Annotated in this window: 16 protein-coding genes; all 16 read left to right on the top strand. The window is 36.8% G+C overall.

Going from position 1 to position 15,781, the window contains the following annotated elements:
- Positions 1-82 precede the first annotated feature (82 nt).
- The 16 genes from sppA (at position 83) to NSQ14_RS13280 (ending at position 15,647) form a co-directional block, all read left to right on the top strand.
- Positions 83-1,093, top strand: coding sequence for a signal peptide peptidase SppA (gene sppA / locus NSQ14_RS13355; protein WP_034771686.1), 1,011 nt, complete (start codon positions 83-85; stop codon positions 1,091-1,093).
- A 137-nt stretch (positions 1,094-1,230) separates the two neighbouring features.
- On the top strand, positions 1,231-1,728 hold the full coding sequence (locus tag NSQ14_RS13350) for an RDD family protein (RefSeq protein WP_034771727.1): 498 nt from the start codon (positions 1,231-1,233) through the stop codon (positions 1,726-1,728).
- A 233-nt stretch (positions 1,729-1,961) separates the two neighbouring features.
- The gene (locus NSQ14_RS13345; RefSeq protein ID WP_346216476.1) at positions 1,962-2,645 is read left to right on the top strand and encodes a DUF2953 domain-containing protein; all 684 of its coding nucleotides are present in this window, start codon (positions 1,962-1,964) and stop codon (positions 2,643-2,645) included.
- Positions 2,646-2,660: 15 nt separating this feature from the next.
- On the top strand, positions 2,661-3,104 hold the full coding sequence (ytfJ, locus tag NSQ14_RS13340; protein ID WP_034771683.1) for a GerW family sporulation protein: 444 nt from the start codon (positions 2,661-2,663) through the stop codon (positions 3,102-3,104).
- Positions 3,105-3,473: 369 nt separating this feature from the next.
- Complete coding sequence (gene tpx / locus NSQ14_RS13335) at positions 3,474-3,974, top strand: thiol peroxidase (RefSeq protein WP_034771682.1); 501 nt, start codon at positions 3,474-3,476, stop codon at positions 3,972-3,974.
- A 392-nt stretch (positions 3,975-4,366) separates the two neighbouring features.
- Complete coding sequence (locus tag NSQ14_RS13330; protein WP_041846483.1) at positions 4,367-5,356, top strand: class I SAM-dependent methyltransferase; 990 nt, start codon at positions 4,367-4,369, stop codon at positions 5,354-5,356.
- Between the two features lie 332 nt (positions 5,357-5,688).
- Entirely contained in the window at positions 5,689-6,897 is a 1,209-nt protein-coding gene (locus NSQ14_RS13325) for an acetate kinase (RefSeq protein ID WP_041846451.1), read from the top strand.
- Between the two features lie 309 nt (positions 6,898-7,206).
- Entirely contained in the window at positions 7,207-8,370 is a 1,164-nt protein-coding gene (locus NSQ14_RS13320) for an ROK family transcriptional regulator (protein ID WP_041847926.1), read from the top strand.
- Positions 8,371-8,712: 342 nt separating this feature from the next.
- Positions 8,713-10,128, top strand: coding sequence for a PTS sugar transporter subunit IIC (locus tag NSQ14_RS13315; RefSeq protein WP_041903811.1), 1,416 nt, complete (start codon positions 8,713-8,715; stop codon positions 10,126-10,128).
- Positions 10,129-10,202: 74 nt separating this feature from the next.
- Entirely contained in the window at positions 10,203-10,427 is a 225-nt protein-coding gene (locus NSQ14_RS13310; protein ID WP_041903812.1) for a hypothetical protein, read from the top strand.
- 194 nt (positions 10,428-10,621) lie between these two features.
- On the top strand, positions 10,622-11,059 hold the full coding sequence (locus NSQ14_RS13305) for a DUF3284 domain-containing protein (RefSeq protein WP_041903813.1): 438 nt from the start codon (positions 10,622-10,624) through the stop codon (positions 11,057-11,059).
- A 93-nt stretch (positions 11,060-11,152) separates the two neighbouring features.
- Entirely contained in the window at positions 11,153-12,244 is a 1,092-nt protein-coding gene (locus NSQ14_RS13300) for a DUF871 domain-containing protein (protein WP_041903815.1), read from the top strand.
- Between the two features lie 107 nt (positions 12,245-12,351).
- On the top strand, positions 12,352-12,669 hold the full coding sequence (locus NSQ14_RS13295; RefSeq protein ID WP_041903817.1) for a PTS sugar transporter subunit IIB: 318 nt from the start codon (positions 12,352-12,354) through the stop codon (positions 12,667-12,669).
- A 159-nt stretch (positions 12,670-12,828) separates the two neighbouring features.
- Positions 12,829-13,146 carry a PTS lactose/cellobiose transporter subunit IIA gene (locus tag NSQ14_RS13290; protein WP_280637985.1) on the top strand — a complete coding sequence of 106 codons (318 nt, stop codon included), beginning with the start codon at positions 12,829-12,831 and terminating at the stop codon, positions 13,144-13,146.
- Between the two features lie 138 nt (positions 13,147-13,284).
- The gene (locus tag NSQ14_RS13285; protein ID WP_034771678.1) at positions 13,285-14,616 is read left to right on the top strand and encodes a 6-phospho-beta-glucosidase; all 1,332 of its coding nucleotides are present in this window, start codon (positions 13,285-13,287) and stop codon (positions 14,614-14,616) included.
- A 191-nt stretch (positions 14,617-14,807) separates the two neighbouring features.
- Positions 14,808-15,647, top strand: a complete 840-nt coding sequence (locus NSQ14_RS13280) for an EcsC family protein (RefSeq protein WP_041846453.1) — start codon at positions 14,808-14,810, stop codon at positions 15,645-15,647.
- The last annotated feature ends 134 nt before the right edge of the window (positions 15,648-15,781 follow it).

Raw genomic sequence — 15,781 nt, 5'->3', positions numbered from 1 at the left:
TATAAAAAAAATTCGTGTATAATGATAGTTCGGGAAGTTTTTATGAAAAGGGAAGATTCAATTTGTATTAGGAGGTTTTATAGTGAACGGTAAACGCTGGGCTGCATTGGGGATTGCGGCCGTCATTTTAATCATTTCAACGGGTGTATCCATTGTTCAATCCGTTGTTTCCAGTGAACGAGAACAAGCATTATCAAAATTAATTTTTCCTGAAACGGAATACACCGAAGAAGTAATTGAAGAAGGAAACCCGATGAAAAAAATAGTTGTTTTGAACGTAGAAGGAGTTATTCAAGATACGGGTGAAGCAGGTTCGTTGGTGAGCACTGAAACTTATAATCATCATTCATTTATGGAAAAACTGGATGCGATTGAAGAAGACAGCACAGTTCGAGGCATTGTCTTACGTGTTAATTCCCCGGGTGGTGGGGTTGTTGAAAGTGCAGAAATCTATGATAAATTAGTTGAAATAACACAAAAACGAAAGAAACCGGTGTATGTTTCAATGGGTTCAATGGCCGCTTCCGGGGGTTATTACATATCCGCACCTGCCACAAAAATATTTGCCAGTAAAGACACGATGACAGGTTCAATTGGTGTTATTATGGAAAGTTATAACGTGACCGAACTTGCAAATAAACTAGGTATTGATTCAGTGACAATAAAAAGCGGTCCATATAAAGATATAATGAGTTCTACTAGAGAAATGACCGATGAAGAGCGGGCGATTTTACAAAAAATGATAGATAATGCTTACGGTGATTTTGTTAAGGTAATTGCTAACGGGCGCGGTATGCCTGAAGAACAGGTGAGACAAATTGCAGATGGACGGATTTATGATGGACGACAAGCCAAGGAAATTAATTTGATTGATGAATTTGGTTATTTAGATGACACCATTGCTGCAATGAAAAAGGAACAAAAGCTAAATGATGCACAAGTGGTTCGCTATGTCGATGATTACTGGGGATTAGGTTCATTCCTCGGTATGAATGTTGGCAAGTGGTTTGGAAAAGATGCTGAGACGGCTTCCCTTATCCAGTTATTGTCCCATCGAAATTCACCGCGATTAATGTATCTTTATTCGGAATAGGGGGTAACTTCATGAATAATGGCGATGATCGGTTAGAAGAAAATGAAATAGTTACCGGAACCAATGAAGAGAGCACGAACGAGGAACTACTTGATACGAATAATCAAGATTTTGTGGATGATTCGGATGGTATCAAAATGAACAGCACCAAATTAGTTAATGATAATGAAGAATCGGCTGATTTGTATGCCTATGCCGGATTTTGGATGAGGTTTTGGGCGTATTTGGTCGATCTTATTGTTATTGCAGGATTGAGACAATTAATCGTAAGCCCCATTCTTGGTTTTCTGGATCAGGAATCTGCTGATGGAATCTTTTCTTTACCAAATATTTTATCGGCCGTCGTATTTTATTTATACTTTGTTTTGCTGACAAAATATTTTGGTCAAACATTAGGGAAAATGATTTTTGGAATAAAAGTTATCCCTTTAAAGGAAAAACGATTGTCATGGCAAACGGTCCTATTTCGGGAGTGGATCGGCAGGTACATATCAGCAAGTATTTTTATTCTATATGCATTAGTAGCTTTTTTACCGAAAAAACAAGGATTGCATGATTATTTTGCAGATACAACCGTGATCCATGAAAATTACGTAAGAAAAAATATAACAAGAAAAAATGCAGCTGTTTCTTAATAAGTTTGGCGCTGGCCAGGGGTTCCCTTGGCCTTTTTATACGGTAATTAGTCAGGCGAAGATGAAATGTGACATTTCAAGACCCATTAAGCGAAAGACCATAAAATGTCCCCCAGCTTACTCCATCCCCACCAAGATCCATCGATTTGTTCTGCAATTCAAATTATTTCCATACAAGTGTTTATTTTCCGTTCAGTCTGACGATACTAATAGGCTGAAGGGTTGTGTGGAATGTGATTATACTAAAAATTATTGGAATCATGATTGTCATACTTATGTTCTTACTTATGATTCTCATTTTTACCAAACTAAAAATTGATTGCACATATAAATTTGAGCCTAAAGAACAGTGGGCAACGATTCAGATTAAAGCATTGTTTGGTCTTTTCCGATACAGAATCAAAATTCCTTCTGAAAAAATAAACCGGCAAAAACTGCAAGCGGATCATGAGGATAAAGAAATGAATGGAATGGTTCAAGAGACCGATAATGAAGACGGATTATCATCACTGGCGCCGATTAAACAACTTCTTCCCCATTTACAAGAACTGTACAAAATTTTGAAATCGTTTTTAAAAAAGTTACAAATTATTCAGTTTGAATGGAAATCAGCTATCGGTACAGGGGATGCCGCTTCGTCTGCCATCGCTTGCGGGGCGGGGTGGGCATTAAAAGGTAATGTAATCGGTGTAATCAGCCACTATTTTACGTTAAAAGTGTACCCGGACATGCAAATCACTCCCGTATTTAATCATATTGCTTCTCAAACATATTTAAGATGTATGATTCAGATAAGGATAGGGCATGCTATTTTAGCAGGAATGAAATTATTAAAATATTGGCGGCAGGTTTCAGAAGCGTATGCCGATTATAAGACTATGCAAACTGAATCAAAAAGAGAGGATCAATCAATATAATCAGGAGGGATTAAAATGTCTGATCATCCAATTAAGGGTCTAATGACAACGGCGATGGAAAATTTAAAAGATATGATTGATGTAAATACAATCATAGGTGACCCGGTTGAAACTCCGGATGGCAGTGTAATTTTAACTGTTTCAAAAGTTGGTTTTGGATTTGCAGCTGGCGGCTCACAGTTTTCCGTTGACGGGTCAAGCAAAGAAAATGAGCTTCCATTTGGCGGCGGTAGTGGTGGCGGTGTGTCAATAACCCCAATAGCATTTTTAATTGTTAACAGTCAGGGAGTAAAAATGTTACATATTGATGAAAGTACTCATCTTGTTGAAAAAATCTTAGATCTTGCTCCTAGTGCGGTTGAAAAAGTTCAACAAATGTTGTCAAAAAATCAAACAAAACAAGATGGAAACCAAAAAAGTGACCAGCAATCGAATAATTCCGGAAATTCATCACAATAAGCGGATTTCAATATTTAAAATTTGTTGCTCTTTTTTGAAACAAAGAGACGATCAGAATCGGGCAATGGCAAATCGCCATTTGCATAAATCTGACTTCTGGTTATAAAGCTTTCAACTAAAGTTTTTTAGCGAAAATTGCGGTAAAAATAAGCAGAGGTTGCTCCGATTGACTGGGCACCCTCTTTTTCATGAAGGATTAACAGATACCCTAAAAGCAGGTGTGAATTTGGAAGGGAACCTCCTAAAATCTGCTCAAACTGTTGGTTATATTCCAAATTACTGTTACTACGATGGTAATAATTTGAAAGAAGAATTGAATTTGTTTATGATAAATATTGAAGGATTTTTTAAAATTGGAGGTTGGAAAAAATGACATCAGTTACATTTAAAGGTAGCCCGGTCACTTTAGTAGGAAATGAAGTAAAGGTGGGGGACACGGCTCCAAATTTTACCGTATTGGCCAATGATTTATCTGAAGTGACTTTAAACGATAGTGAAGGACATGTGCGATTAATTAGTGTAGTTCCGTCGATTGATACAGGTGTATGTGATGCACAGACTCGTCGTTTTAATGAAGAAGCGGCCAGTCTTCCGGGGGTTAAAATTTTGACAATCAGCTGTGATTTACCGTTTGCACAAGCACGTTGGTGTGCTGCAGCAGGTATTGAAAATGTACAAGTACTGTCCGACCATCGCGATCTTTCCTTTGGTGAAGCGTTCGGGGTTGTTATGAAAGAGTTAAGATTATTAGCTCGCTCCATTTTTGTTGTTGATTCAACAGGAAAGATTACATATAAAGAAATTGTTAATGAAGTTACGAACCATCCAAATTATACAGCAGCAATTGAAGCAGCGAAACAAGCCAAATAGGAGTTGTTTCTTGTTTACTGTACGATCCAAGTGAACTATAGAAAAAATCCGGTACATGACCACCAGTGTTAAGCATATACCATATAAAAACGAGTAATCCCGATCTTAATCGGGGTTTCATTTATTAAAGGCTTTTTTTAAAGAGAAAGTTTCCCGCTTTTATTAAATGAGGTGAATCGAATATTTCATTGATTAAAGGCTTTTTAAAGAGAATTAGTGGCCATTTTATCTACTTATATCGAGTAGTGTTTTTCGATGAACAGTGGTCATACTCATCCTAATACTCGCCCATCAGCGAGTTTTCTTTATGCAAAAATTCCTTTGTTATTTTATACCAAATTTATTAAAATAAATTGGAATATGTAAATGGAAGTAAGGAGGCTTCAAATTTGATACAAACACCGGTAGAAGTATTATTTCAAACATTCAATGAAACCACCCGGCTGCTTGTCAACGAGTTGGAATGTACCTATCTTGAGGCGTTGGCGGAGACGGGTGAGAATATATTTCAAGATGATATAAGGCAAGAGAACATTAGTGAAATGACGAAGAAGCGGCTAGAGAAGTATTATCGTGATTTAGTAAAAATGAACTATTCGGCCGAAGATATTCGAAAAGCGTTCCAATTAGCTTGTTTAAAAGGGATGCGGGAAAATGTCCAACCTAACCACCAAATGACTCCGGATTCAATCGGAATTTTCCTCAGCTATTTAATTAACAAATTCATTGGTGCGAAAAAAACATTTACACTGCTTGATCCGGCGATCGGTACCGGAAATCTTGTAACAACCATTATGAATTATTTGCCTAACCATACAATCGATGCTTATGGTGTGGATGTCGATGATGTATTAATCAGACTTGCTTATGTCAGTGCAAATTTACAAGAACATCCGTTGCAACTGGATTGTCAGGATAGCCTTGAACCGTTGTTTATTGACCCGGTGGACGTCGTTGTTTGTGATTTACCGGTTGGGTATTATCCGAATGATATAAGGGCTGCAGAATATGAATTAAAGGCTGATTCCGGTCACTCCTATGCCCATCATCTTTTTATTGAAAAAAGCTGTCTGCATACGGTTGACGGCGGTTATTTATTTTTTGTTATTCCAAATGGGTTATTTGAAAGTCCGGAGGCAATGAAACTCCATACATATATGAAAAAGCATATGCATATTCAAGCTTTGTTGCAGTTGCCGGAATCAATGTTCAAAAACAAACAGGCCGCAAAAAGTATTTTAGTTTTACAAAAACAAAAGGAAGGAGTAAAACCCCCGAAAGAGGTTTTGCTGGTTAATCTGCCTTCCCTAAGTAATAAATTGCAAATGGAAACAATTATGGCGAAAATCGATATTTGGTTTCGAGAAAATAAAGCTCGTTAAATGCGTGTTACAAGAAAGCACATGGTGCCATGAGTTAGATAATCGCTCATTTGGTTAAAAAAACGCTTGGAGGTTCCAAGCGTTTTTTTTACAGTAATTATAGATTTTTCTTAGCGATTCAGAATTCATTCAATACTAGTTTTTGTTAAAAATATCACAATTAAATTACTTTGTGAATATCTAGGTAAAAAATGCCCAAAATGATTGAATAATTATTTTTATCGTGGTTAAATGAAGGATGGTATCATTTGTATATTCATTCACACTTAAATCTTTCTTCAAGAAACGCACATAATAATGATATAATGATTTTATAATGAGGAGCGAAAAGCATGTCAAAAATTTTAGCAATTAATGCCGGGAGTTCATCTCTTAAATTTCAATTAATTGAAATGCCTGAGGAAGAAGTAATTACCAAAGGACTTGTTGAACGAATCGGTTTGAATGATGGAGTTTTTACTATTTCGGTAAACGGGGAAAAAGTAAAATTAGTACAAGATATTCCGGATCATGATGTAGCCGTACAAATTCTTTTAGATCAATTAATTTCGACAGGTATCATTAATTCCTTTGATGAAATTGATGGAGTTGGTCATAGAGTTGTTCACGGTGGCGAAGTCTTTGATGATTCTGTCCTGATTACGGATGAAGTTTTAAAACAAATTGAAGATTTATCAGACTTGGCGCCATTGCATAATCCGGCAAACGTAACCGGAATTAAGGCATTCCGTCACATTTTGCCGAATGTTCCGGCAGTAGCTGTATTTGACACAGCATTCCACCAAACAATGCCAAAAAGCTCATATTTATATAGTCTTCCGTATGAATACTATGAAAAATATGGTATTCGTAAATACGGCTTCCATGGTACAAGTCATAAGTATGTAACCTTGAAAGCTGCAGAAATGTTAGGGAAGCCGATTAAAGAATTACGCCTGATTTCCTGTCATTTAGGAAATGGAGCAAGTATTGCAGCTGTACATGGCGGTAAATCCATCGATACATCCATGGGATTTACACCACTTGAAGGAATTACAATGGGTACACGTTCTGGAAGTATTGACCCGGCACTTATTCCATTTATTATGAAAAAAACCGGTCAATCTGCAGAAGAAGTTATTAATGTGTTAAACAAGAAAAGCGGTTTGTTAGGCATAACCGGCTTTTCCAGCGACTTACGTGATATTGAAGAGGCTGCAAATGTAGGTAATGAACGTGCGGAACTTGCCTTAACTATTTTTGCCAACCATATTCATAAATATATTGGTTCCTACGTTGCACGAATGAACGGTGTGGATGCCATAATCTTCACTGCAGGTATTGGTGAAAATAGTGCGGCTGTACGTGAACGTGTCTTACGTGGTCTTGAATTTATGGGAGTATATTGGGATAAAGATTTGAATCGAGAAGGTGGAGGAGAAAGATTTATCAGCTATCCATTTTCACCAGTAAAAGTTTTAGTCATCCCAACTAACGAAGAAGTCATGATTGCGCGTGACGTTATACGATTGGCAAAGAAATTAAATAATTTGAGCAAATAAAGTAATTGACCTTCTACTCGACTTTTACAGGGTAGAAGGTCATTTTAATATAAAAAAATCATTGCTTAACAGAATATGTTGGCTAACCGAATAATCAATTTTTCGAAAGCATCTGTGTTGCTAACTGTAAAGCCTTTCTGTTGTTTCATATGCGCTACCATATACAAAATTTCCCCATTGCTGGAATTTTTTTTAAAAAAGTGTGTACAAATAGGTTAAGAAAATATATAATTTAATTGTACTTACTTAATTAATTTAATTAAGTAATCTCTTCCAAAATAATTATTCATTTCCAGAAAGGCGAGAGAGATGCAACGAGGAACTTTTGAATGGATGAAATCAGTTAATAAAACAACAATTTTAAATAAAATTCGCTTGTCTGGTTCTATTTCCCGAGCAGATATTGCAAAAGAGACAGGAATTACACCGCCTACCGTAAGCAGTATTGTCAAAGAATTGATTGATGAAAATTTAGTAAAAGAAAGTCATATTGGTCGATCAACAGGGGGCAGGAAACCAACACTTCTACAATTAAAAGAAGATGGCTATTATGTAATCGGTATCGATGCAGGGTCGAAAATTATAAAAGGCATTGTCTGTGATTTAGTAGGTCAAATCCATAGCCGTGCCGAAGCGGAAATTTGGCCCAATATAACAAAAGAAAAATTTTTGGAATGCTTGCTTACAGTTGTTGAACAATTACTAACGAAAAATCAGCACGATACGGGGAAAGTTTTAGGCATTGGAGTAGCCATGCACGGAGTAATTGACATCAAAACCGGTACCTCTCTTTCTTCCGTCAATTCCGGTTTAATTAATGTACCTATTAAACAAACGCTGGAAAATAAATTTGGTTTACCGGTTAAAGTGGAAAATAATTCACGGGCCATGGCTTTAGGTGAGTTTTGGTTTGGTAATGAAAACGCTGTCAAACGTTTTACGGTCATCAATATTGGTCGTGGTGTCGGGTCCGGATTGATTGTAGACAATAAGTTAATTCATGGTGCACAAGGTGTTACGGGGGAAATTGGACATACGACGATTTCGCTGGAGGGTGAACGATGCAGTTGCGGTAATATCGGTTGTTTTGAAACGTTCGTTACCGGCGATGCGATTGTCCGCAGAGCAAAAAGAATGATACCGACCGCACCGGAAAACTTGACAGCAGAGGAAGTCTACCGTTTAGCAAAACAAGGTGAAAAACAATACATTCATATATTAGAAGAAACCGGTCGTTTGATTGGAATTGGGATTGTCAATTTCATCCATACAGTTAATCCCGATAAAATCATTTTAAGTGGAGGGGTGATGAAGAGTAAAGAAATTATATTTCCGATCATTAAAAAAACAATTCATGAGCGAGTCCTTATCGATAAACTCAGAGAGGAAACAATCATTGAAGTAAGTAAACTGGGTGATGACATTACCGTACTGGGAGCAGCAGCTTTGTGGCTTAATGATTTATTCTATTGATTCGCTATGAAAATACGATGAGCTAAAGAAAAAGATTTTCCGGATCATTCCCTGCCTGTATTCATGCACCGTATATTGTGTGACACATAGGCTTTGGAGCTAAATTTTTAGATAACTAAAATATAAGTTTTATAGATATTCTTTCATGTCTCTATATAAATGAATGTTTCATTTAATATTTTGAAGGCGTTTCCGAGTTTCTGGTTGTTGTGAATTTTACAAATCTTGAAAGGGGGGATGCGTTTGAGGAAAGACGAGTACAACCTTTTGTAACTTCGGTCTGTTTTGAACAAGTTTTAAAAATTATACTCACACGTAAAATTTTTTAAAGGAGGTACTTTCATGAATGCTTTAGTTGCATGGCTGGAAAAGTTTTTCCTTCCTCTTGCAAGTAAAATCGGTGGGCAAAAGCATCTCATTGCTTTAAGGGATGCATTTATAGGAACACTGCCCGCAACGATGGCCGGTTCGGTGGCTGTTATGCTTAATGCGATTTTGCGAGATCTTCCACCACAATTTATTGATGGATATGATGGAACGACTATTCCGGTCATTAAACAAATTATTACGATTAACGGATATGTTTGGAATGGTACACTTGCGATCGCCGGATTGATTTTCGTATTCTCATGGGGTTACAATATTGCTAAAGCTTATGGGGTAAACGAGCTATCGGGTGGGATTGTATCAACGGCAGCTTCAATTGCCGGCATTACGTTCTCTTTCACCGGTGGGATTAAACTTAAAGGATTAAATTTGGATCCAGCTACTATAGAAGCTATTAATAAAGCCGGTTGGGCAGCAACACCGAAAGAAATCACCGCAACCGGTTGGGGCTGGCTCCCGCTCAATAACTTAGATGCAAATTTCTTTTTTACTGCAATGATTATCGGTTTTATTGCAACTATGATATATGTAAAATTAATGTTAAAAGATATTACGATCAAATTACCGGACTCTGTTCCACCTGCTATTTCTAAAGCTTTTGCATCAATTATTCCGGCAACGGCCGCTTTATATGTAGTTGCTATTTTCTATTGGCTCTTCTCTTTAATGGTTCCGGATATGACCTTCTTACAATGGATGCAAAAAACAATTGCAGAGCCGCTCCTCGGATTGTCTCAAGGATTTGGCGCCGTAGTCTTAACCGCTTTGTTTGTGCAATTGTTTTGGTTCTTCGGAATTCATGGACCGAACGTGCTTGCTCCAATTTTGGAAAGCGTTTTCGGTGTAGCTCAATTGCAAAATGTGAACCTGTTCCAAAAAGGCGGGGCTGATTTGGTTATTTCAGAAGGGTACAATTGGGTCCGTGGTTCTTTTGATGCCTATGCATGGTTTGGCGGTTCCGGTGGGACACTTGTGTTAATTTTGGCAATTCTTCTCTTTTCAAAACGAAAAGATTACTTAACAGTTGGTAAATTGTCTGTCGGACCTGGAATTTTCAATATTAATGAACCAATTATGTTTGGGTTACCGATTGTATTGAACCCGATTATGTTTATTCCATTCTTGCTTGCTCCGGTTGTGTCTGTTTCAATCGGTTATTTTGCAACAATTTGGGGGCTTGTCAACCCAGTCTCTCAACAAGTAGTTTGGGTAACACCACCGTTCTTAATGTCATTCTTGGCTACAGGGGGAGATTGGCGTGCACCGATTGTCACATTAGTAGCGATGGTTGTTTCATTCCTCATTTGGGTTCCATTTGTTATGGCTGCAAATAAAATGGATCCAAGTTTAGGTGAAGAAGCTGAAAAATAATGATAAAAACTTGGGGGGCATCTTCCATTGTGAGGTTGCTCACCCTTTTTAATCATAAGAAAAGGAGTTATAAGATGATTGAAATTAGCAGTGCTGCATATCAAGATAAAATTATTGAGTTATTGAATAATCTTAATAAAGATGGAATTCAGTTTTCCTACAAAGAAAAAAAGGGGATTAATCTATATTTTGAGACAAACGCAGGTGATTTGGAAAAAGCATCGAGTCTAGCCAAATCAGCTATTAAAAATCAACCGTGGGGTTCGGTTCTTTACTTCCGTGTTTCCCCTGTAAAGTAAAGGATGGTTGAAATGGTTAAAAGCGGTCTATTTCTCCTCAGTATCGGCTGTCTCTTATTGATTATTAGTGGAAATGCACGAAAAGGAAAGTACGATATTCTAAGTATGACTACTGCACTCTTTCTTATTATCATTGGAACTTTTCTAATTTTTAGGGAAAAGAAGCAAAATAAGAAAAAAACTAGGTGAATCAAATGGAAATAGTCAGGATAATGAATGTTCCGGTTGAATTTCTTTATGAAACGATCATTAAATCTGTTTTGACAGATATTCATTCCCATACCGGGAAAGAGTTGACAGAAAATCAACTGACCGGGTTCAAATATAATAAGACGTTTGCAAAAAATAATAAAGCGACAATCCAGATTGAAGAAGCGATTAAAAATAAGTCCTATCAGTATCGAACAACCACCGATAAAAATGATTTTGTTGTATCTTATCAGCTTCGGGCATTAACTGAAGAAACTTGCGAATTGTCCTATAGTGAAAGAATGGACTCTTACGGCTATCTTCAAAAACTCAATGATGCCTTTGTCGGGATGATTTGGTCCCGGTTGAAAAAAAGAAGGTTTCATGAGATGTTGAACCAAATAGAAGCTAGTTATGGAAAGGAAGTCGGTGGAAGGGAGTGAAAAAAATGTTTAAAGAAATAAAGTTCAATGGAGCTTTTATAGAATATTGATCCCGATTAATTTAAAAGTAACGAATTTAATAGGAGGATAAAAATGGGAAATATTGGTATATCAATTTACCCTGCAAAAAGTACTTTTGAACATGACAAGGAATATCTCGATCTGGCTAGGAAATATGGATTCAAGAGAATTTTTACAAGCCTATTGGAAATTGAAGGGGATGCAGACGAGATAATTAATAAATTCAAAAAGATTATTGAGTATGGTAATTCGATAGGAATGGAAACCATTTTAGATATTAACCCCGGATTATTTAAACAACTGAATATTAGTTATGATAACCTCGGTTTTTTTAAACAGATCGGAGCTTATGGGATTCGCTTGGATCTTGGTTTTACAGGTTTGGAAGAAGCGCAAATGACTAAGAATCCTTATGATCTGAAAATCGAAGTGAACATGAGCAGCGGTACGAAATACATTGAAAATATTTTAAGTTACCATCCGAAAAAAGAGAATTTATACGCTTCACATAACTTTTATCCGCAACGGTATTCAGGTATTTCACAGTCACACTTTGAAGAAACGACAGCCCTTTTTAATAAATACAATATCCATACTGCTGCTTTTGTTACCTCACAACAGGGTGAATTCGGTCCGTGGCCGGTACAAGCTGGTTTATGTACATTGGAACAACACCGTCAATTGCCTATTCAAACTCAAGTTACTCATTATCGGTTGATGGAAACCATTGATGATTTAATTATTGGAAATGCTTATGCAACGGAAAATGAATTAAAGGCAATGTCAGAAGCTTATTTAAACCTGCATCCTTGTTTTGAAATAAAATTATCTGAAGGTATTTCAGAAGTAGAAAAGAAAATAATTTTTGATGAAGTTCATCTTTATAGAGGGGATCGCTCGGAATATATGATTCGTTCTACCTCGACACGTATTAAATATAAACAGGAGAGTATTCCGCCCCATCATACGGAACCCATTAAAAAAGGGGATATCCTCATTTGTAACGATCATTTTGGTCAATATAAAGGAGAGGCTCAGATTGCATTAAAGGAAATGGAAAATGAAGGAAACCGAAATGTTGTTGGGCATCTTGAGGAAGACGCTATCTTTTTATTAGATTACCTGAAGCCTTGGTCAACCTTTCAATTGTCGTTTCGGGTTTAACTGGGTTTGAAGTCTTTCTTTTTTACTGACAGTCAAAAAAATTAAGCGTTTTCGTAGTATAATGATGAAGAAGGAAAATAAATATCTCTATCAAGGAGGAAATTGATATGAAAACAATTATGTTAGTTTGTTCAGCAGGAATGAGTACGAGTTTGTTAGTCACAAAAATGCAAAAAGCAGCAGAGGCAAAAAATATCGAGGCTGATATTTTTGCTATATCCGCATCCGAAGTCGATAGCACTTTAGAAAAGAAGAACATTGATGTCTTATTACTTGGACCACAAGTTCGGTTTATGAAGGCTCAATTTGAAAAGAAACTACAAGGAAAAAATATTCCGGTTGAATCAATCAATATGCAGCATTACGGAATGATGAACGGGGAAAAAGTGTTAGAAGAAGCACTTAAGTTAATTGATAATAAATAATTATACAGAAAAATTTTTAAGGATCTTAGGCATGTATTCGCTTTAAAAATAAAAGGGGTCATGATCATATACATCAAAGCGGTTTATTTGGTGTCAGGCCATTAATGAATTTTGCTATAGGTGATCAAACGATATTAATTGAAGGAGTGGCGAAAAAATTTGAGTGAAGAAAGTTTAGAAATGATTGGGTTTCAAATGATTAGTAATACCGGTACGGCGAGAAGTCTGGCAATGGAAGCGCTATTCGCAGCTAAAGAAGGTGATTTTGCTTTAGCGGAAGCAAAATTGAAGGAGGCAAATACGTACTTTGTAGAAGGTCATAAAGTTCATGCTTCATTTATCCAAAAAGAAGCAGCCGGAGATAAGGTTGAATTCTCTTTACTATTTATGCATGCGGAAGACCAATTAATGAGTACAGAAACCATCACCTTATTAGTTAAGGAAATGATTGAGATGTACAAAAGATTTGGGAAATAGTATATTCAAGAGTCAACAACTCTAGGGTTAGGCCAAAAGAACATCAGAACAACAGAAAATCACGAATGTACCGAAAAGAAAAATAGTTCTTTTTGGACAGCCCTTTGCAATGATCATGTTATATGAGGAGAGGTTATTTTGAATAAGGGTCTTAAAATTGCAACAATTGGCGGCGGCTCCAGTTATACACCCGAATTAATCGAGGGGTTCATTAAACGTTATGATGAATTACCTGTTTCCGAAATTTGGCTGGTCGATATTGAAGAAGGACAGGAAAAATTAAATATTGTTGGTAATCTGGCCAAACGGATGATTGCGAAAGCCGGATTGCCCATCGATATTCATTTGACACTGGATCGGGCAGCGGCATTAAAAGATGCAGATTTTGTAACAACGCAATTTCGTGTCGGGTTGTTGGATGCTCGGGCTAAAGATGAACGAATACCGCTAAAATACGGTGTGTTAGGACAAGAGACAAATGGACCCGGCGGATTGTTTAAAGGTTTACGGACAATCCCGGTTATTTTGGATATTTGTAAAGATATGGAGGAACTTTGTCCGGATGCTTGGCTGATTAATTTTACAAATCCGGCCGGAATGGTCACTGAGGCTGTACTCAGATATGCCAATATTGATAAGGTTGTCGGATTATGTAATGTACCGATCGGTATGGAAATGGCCGTTGCCGAATTATTGGAAGTCGATCACTCTCGAATCAGAATCGACTTTGCCGGACTGAACCATATGGTCTATGGCTTGGATGTATATTTAGACGGGGTGAGTGTGAAAGATCAAGTGATTAAAATGGTTACAGCGCTTGATGATAACAGCTTTGTTAAAAATATCCACGGTTTTGGCTGGGAACCGGAATTTTTAAAGGCAATCAATGTGATTCCTTGTCCTTACCATAACTATTATTATAAATCGAGGGAAATGTTTGAGAAGGTGAAACAAGAGGCAGAGGCGGAAGGGACACGTGCAGAAGTTGTCCAAAAACTTGAGAAGGAATTATTTGAGTTATATAAAGACCCGAATTTAGATATCAAACCACCGCAATTGGAAAAGCGGGGTGGTGCCTATTATTCCGATGCGGCTGTACGCTTAATCTCCAGTATCTACAATGATAAAAGAGATATTCAGCCTGTGAATACAAGAAACAACGGGGCCATTGCCAGTATACCGGATGAATCAGCGGTTGAAATCAGTTGTGTTATTACCAAAGACGGACCGAAACCGATTGCTGTAGGAGACTTGCCTGTTCCTGTTCGGGGACTTGTTCAACAAATAAAATCCTTTGAACGAGTAGCAGCAGAAGCAGCTGTCACCGGTGACCGGAATTTAGCAGTATTAGCTTTAACGATTAACCCACTCGTTGCATCAGACACGTTAGCAAAACAAATTGTGGATGATATGTTGGAAGCTCATAAAAAGTATTTGCCGCAGTTCTTTGGGAATTTTATTACGAAATAGCACAAAAATATATTAAACCAGATTTGGTATGACACAAAATATTGGAATTTGAATAGCCTTTCGGGATGTTAATCATTATATCCAAAAAATTTATCGGTTATCCATCAGGATAGCCTTTTTCCATTAATAGTATTTGCCATTGGGCTTATGATATAATAGGCAAAAACCTTTCATTTGGAGGTGGCAATCGCATGGGGTTATCTGATTATGAGTTGAAATTGTATCGTGAATTGCAGAATTGGGAAGAAACGTTTTTTGTGGAAAAAACCAATGATTTTGAGCGGATGTATGATTATTGGTTGGAAGAGTCGATAGAATTGATACCTGATGAGCTCAGAGAAAGATTTTTCAATAATTTAGATCAATGGTTGTTTTATGTGCAAAATGCGATCCAACAGTCGCAAAATGTAAATGAAAAAATAGAACTTATATTGACACAAGCCCAAATACATAACAATCAAATTCAAACCGTCGCCGATTTAAAATTATTACCAATTGAACAGTTGAATCATTTTGCCAATCAACAAATTTCCAATCATCAACTGCTTTCGCTTTTTCAAGGAGGGATGTCCGGATCCGGCCATACCTTATTACTAGGGGCAGATTTGCCGTTAATGTTAACCATTAATTTACGTGCCGTACAGTTAATTGGCTCGACTTATGGTTACGATATGAGATATCCGTTTGAAATGATGATTGCTTTAAAAGTTTTTTATTGTGCAACATTACCAAAGAGATTTCAAAAAATGTTCTGGCAGGAATTAATGGAAGAGGTGACTAATGCAAGTATTCCGTTTTTATATGAAGGAAATGAAAAAATTACAGACGCTTCCTGGCTGACACGACCATTGTCGCAAATATTGAAGGGATGGTTTATCTACCTTTTTAATAAAAAGAAAGAAACGAGTAATTCGCTGTTCAGTATTGTATTCAGTGCCGGTATCAACTATGCGATTACAAAAAAAGTGGTGTCATTTGCAAAAAGGTTTTATCAATATCGATTATTGCAAGAGAAACTAGATAATCATTAACAAACCAATTATTTTTTTCAAAATCTTTCATTAAGTTGTATCGGATTAGCCAAGACCTTATCCAGTGAAATATTTTTCATAAATCCTTTTTGAGTGTTACCAGATAGATTTTGACCAATCTGAACTACTAGATA

It is taken from the genome of Caldifermentibacillus hisashii (assembly GCF_039654145.1).
Taxonomy (GTDB): domain Bacteria; phylum Bacillota; class Bacilli; order Bacillales; family Caldibacillaceae; genus Caldifermentibacillus; species Caldifermentibacillus hisashii.
Note: the sequence above shows the minus strand (reverse complement) of the source record. Positions and strands in the feature narration are given on the sequence as shown.

Coding starts and splice junctions, on each gene's coding strand:
- NSQ14_RS13350 (WP_034771727.1), top strand. CDS start 1,231: ATGAACAGCACCAAATTAGTTAATGATAATGAAGAATCGGCTGATTTG.
- ytfJ (WP_034771683.1), top strand. CDS start 2,661: ATGTCTGATCATCCAATTAAGGGTCTAATGACAACGGCGATGGAAAAT.
- tpx (WP_034771682.1), top strand. CDS start 3,474: ATGACATCAGTTACATTTAAAGGTAGCCCGGTCACTTTAGTAGGAAAT.
- NSQ14_RS13325 (WP_041846451.1), top strand. CDS start 5,689: ATGTCAAAAATTTTAGCAATTAATGCCGGGAGTTCATCTCTTAAATTT.
- NSQ14_RS13320 (WP_041847926.1), top strand. CDS start 7,207: ATGCAACGAGGAACTTTTGAATGGATGAAATCAGTTAATAAAACAACA.
- NSQ14_RS13315 (WP_041903811.1), top strand. CDS start 8,713: ATGAATGCTTTAGTTGCATGGCTGGAAAAGTTTTTCCTTCCTCTTGCA.
- NSQ14_RS13310 (WP_041903812.1), top strand. CDS start 10,203: ATGATTGAAATTAGCAGTGCTGCATATCAAGATAAAATTATTGAGTTA.
- NSQ14_RS13305 (WP_041903813.1), top strand. CDS start 10,622: ATGGAAATAGTCAGGATAATGAATGTTCCGGTTGAATTTCTTTATGAA.
- NSQ14_RS13300 (WP_041903815.1), top strand. CDS start 11,153: ATGGGAAATATTGGTATATCAATTTACCCTGCAAAAAGTACTTTTGAA.
- NSQ14_RS13295 (WP_041903817.1), top strand. CDS start 12,352: ATGAAAACAATTATGTTAGTTTGTTCAGCAGGAATGAGTACGAGTTTG.
- NSQ14_RS13280 (WP_041846453.1), top strand. CDS start 14,808: ATGGGGTTATCTGATTATGAGTTGAAATTGTATCGTGAATTGCAGAAT.